The following is a 2,761-nucleotide window of genomic DNA, read 5'->3' as shown; positions in this document are numbered from 1 at the left end:
GCGCGGGGGAGGGCAACCATGGCGGTCGAACACCAGGCATCCGGTGGGTCGGCGACGTTGGGTGGCGCCGGCTGGCGCCTCGTGCCGCGCGCACTCGGCGCCGCCGGGGCCGTGAAGCTGTTCGCGCTGTCCGGGATCGCCACCGTCCTGGCCACCCGCGCCTTCCTGGCCCAGGCCGGCTACCCCGAACTGGGCGGCGGGGGCAGCGACCTGCACATCGCGCACATGCTCTGGGGCGGGCTGCTGATGATGGTGGCGGTCCTCCTCGCGCTCTGCCTGCTCGGGCGCTCCGGCCGGCAACTCGGGGCGGTGGTGGGCGGCGTCGGCTTCGGGCTCTTCATCGACCAGGTCGGCAAGCAGGTCACCGACGACCAGGGCTACTTCTACCGGCCGGCGGCCGGCATCATCTACGCCACCTTCGCCGTGCTGCTCCTGCTGACCTGGCTGGTGCGGCGGCGGACCGCCGACCTCGGGCGGCTCACCGTGGAGCGGCGCACCGCGAACGCGGCGGACCTCGCGCTGACCGGCGTCATGTCGGGGCTCACCGCCGAGCAGCGGCGGACCGCGCTGCGGTTCGTCGAGCGCTCGGACCGCGACATCGACCGTGCGCTGGCCGCGTTGCTCGCCTCGGTGCCGGAGCGTGCGCCCGCGGGCCCCTGGCGCGCCAGGGCGTCCGCCTGGGGGCGCGGCCTGCGGCGGGCGGCCGGGCGGCTCGCCGGCTCGCGGGCGGCGTTGGCCCTGGCCGCGCTGTGCGTCCTGGTGGAGGCGCTGCTGCTGGTGGTCTGGATCCCGCTGGACTTCGTCGGGGGAGAGCTGCGCAACGATCCCCAGGCGGGCGCCAGCGTGGGCATCCTGCTCTGCGCCGCCGTCTCGGTCGGCCTCTGGCTGGCCGGGCTCGCCCGGCTCGGCCACGACCGGACGGCCGCGTTCCGGCTGTGGTGGGCGGCGCTCCTTGTCGACGTCCTGGTCGGCCAGGTCTTCAAGTTCACCGTGAACCAGTTCGCGGCGGTCACCGAACTCGCCTTCGACCTGGCGGTGTTGTGGGTGCTCTCCAGCCACCTCGCGGCGGCGGCCGGGCGCTACGACGAGGAACTGGGCGCCGGGCGCGGGGCGGGGTCCTGATGGTCGCGGCGGTCCCGGCGATCGCGGTGGTCGCGGTGCACGAGCCGCCGCAGTCGGCGCCAGGCCGGCGGGGTCGCGGCGATCAGCAGCGTCAGGACCAGCGCGGCCAGCACCCCCTGCCAGGGGTGCGGGAAGAGCGCGCCGCCCAGCATGCCGAGCAGTTGGTAGATGGCGGCCCAGGCCAGCGCGGCCGGCAGGTCGGCGCGCAGATAGGCCCGCATCGGCATCCTGGCCAGCAGGCAGGCCAGCATCACGGGTATCCGGCCGGCCGGCACCAGCCGGGAGACCAGCAGCACGGTGGTGCCGCCGGCCGCGATCCGCTCGCGCGCCCTGGCCAGCCGCTCCGGCGCCACCTGCTCGTACATCCGGTCGAGCCAGCGCGAGCCGTTGCGCGAGCGCACGCCGCGCCGGCCGAGCCAGAACAGCATCGCGTCCCCCAGGAACGCGGCCGCCGTCGACAGCGCGAACACCAGCAGCGACGCCAGCGCCGGCTCGGGGTGGTGCAGCGCGACCGCGGCGGCCGAGCTGACCACGGCGCCGGTCGGCACGATCGGCACCAGCGCGCCGAGCAGCACCAGCAGGAACAGCGACGGATAGCCGACGACCTGCTGGGTGGAGTCGGTGGAGACGGCCTCCGAGACGGCCTCGGTGGCGGCCAGCGCGGCCCCCGCGCCCGCCGCCGTCGCGGTCACCGGCATCATCGCCCGGTCACCGCCAGCCGCACGCTCTCGCCGTGGCCGAGCCGGTGCACCCGCACCTCGGGCGCCAGCCGTGCCGCGTGCCGCACGAACTCGTCACCCGGCGCGTGGAACTCGTGGGCCCGCACCGCCGCCATGCCCACCGGCCAGAAGGTGCCGTAGTGCACGGGCACCGCGCCGCGCGGGCGCAGCGCGGCCAGCGCCTCGGCGGCCCGCTCCGCGTTGAGGTGGCCGTGGCCGAGCCGCGGCCCCCAGCCGCCGACCGGCAGCAGCGCCATGTCCACCGGGCCCGTCTCCCTGGCCATCGCCTCGTACAGGTCGGTGTCGCCCGCGTAGTACGTCTTCGCCTCCCCCTCCAGCACATAGCCGAGCGGCTGGATCCGGCGCGGGCCGAACGGCAGCCGCCGCCCGTCGTGCGCCGCCGGCACGGCGCGCACCGTCAACCCGCCCACCCTGACTCTGTCCCCGGCGGTCACCTCGCACACCTCGAGGCCCGCGGCGAGCCGCCGCAGGCGCGGCACCGCGCGCAGCGCGCCGCGGGGCAGCACCAGCAGCGCGCCGGCGGCCACCCTGGCGAGCGAGCGCAGGTGCAGGTGGTCGGCGTGCAGGTGGGAGACCAGCACCGCGTCCGCGGCGCGCGCGGCCGCGGGCGGCACGTCACCGCGACGCCGCCGCAGGTGGGCGCAGCGCGGCGTCAGCACCGGGTCGGTCAGCACCGTCGTCCCGGAGTCCCGCACGGTCGCCGTGGCGTGACCCCACCAGGTGATCTCCACCGGCATCAGGAACTCCTTCCGGCCGTCGAACGCTCTTCCGGCAGAGGGGTTCGTCCGGGCGGGGCGGGCGTCCGCCGCCTCCCGCACTCGCCTTCCCCCGCCGTCGATCCCTCGCCATCCAGCATGCCAGCCGCCGCGTGGGGCGGCCGGTGCCGGTGGGGCGAAGGG

3 protein-coding genes are annotated in these 2,761 nt (G+C 76.6%); 1 reads left to right on the top strand and 2 read right to left on the bottom strand.

The window, feature by feature from the left end; translation table 11 throughout:
- Nucleotides 1-1,122, top strand: a 1,122-nt coding sequence (locus tag E1283_RS34795; protein WP_207930657.1) for a hypothetical protein, incomplete at its 5' end; no start/stop codon positions are given.
- On the opposite strand, the gene E1283_RS34790 is transcribed toward E1283_RS34795, so the two are convergent.
- A complete protein-coding gene (locus tag E1283_RS34790; RefSeq protein ID WP_243745315.1) occupies nucleotides 1,080-1,823 on the bottom strand; it encodes a DedA family protein in 744 nt (247 codons plus the stop codon). The two genes, E1283_RS34795 and E1283_RS34790, sit on opposite strands and share 43 nt — an antisense overlap.
- Entirely contained in the window at nucleotides 1,820-2,599 is a 780-nt protein-coding gene (locus E1283_RS34785; RefSeq protein WP_132822159.1) for an MBL fold metallo-hydrolase, read from the bottom strand. Before E1283_RS34785 ends, E1283_RS34790 begins: the two co-directional genes overlap by 4 nt.
- Nucleotides 2,600-2,761: the final 162 nt, after the last annotated feature.

This window comes from Streptomyces hainanensis (genome assembly GCF_004348415.1).
GTDB lineage: Bacteria > Actinomycetota > Actinomycetes > Streptomycetales > Streptomycetaceae > Streptomyces > Streptomyces hainanensis.
This window is presented reverse-complemented; position numbering and strand designations above follow the sequence as displayed.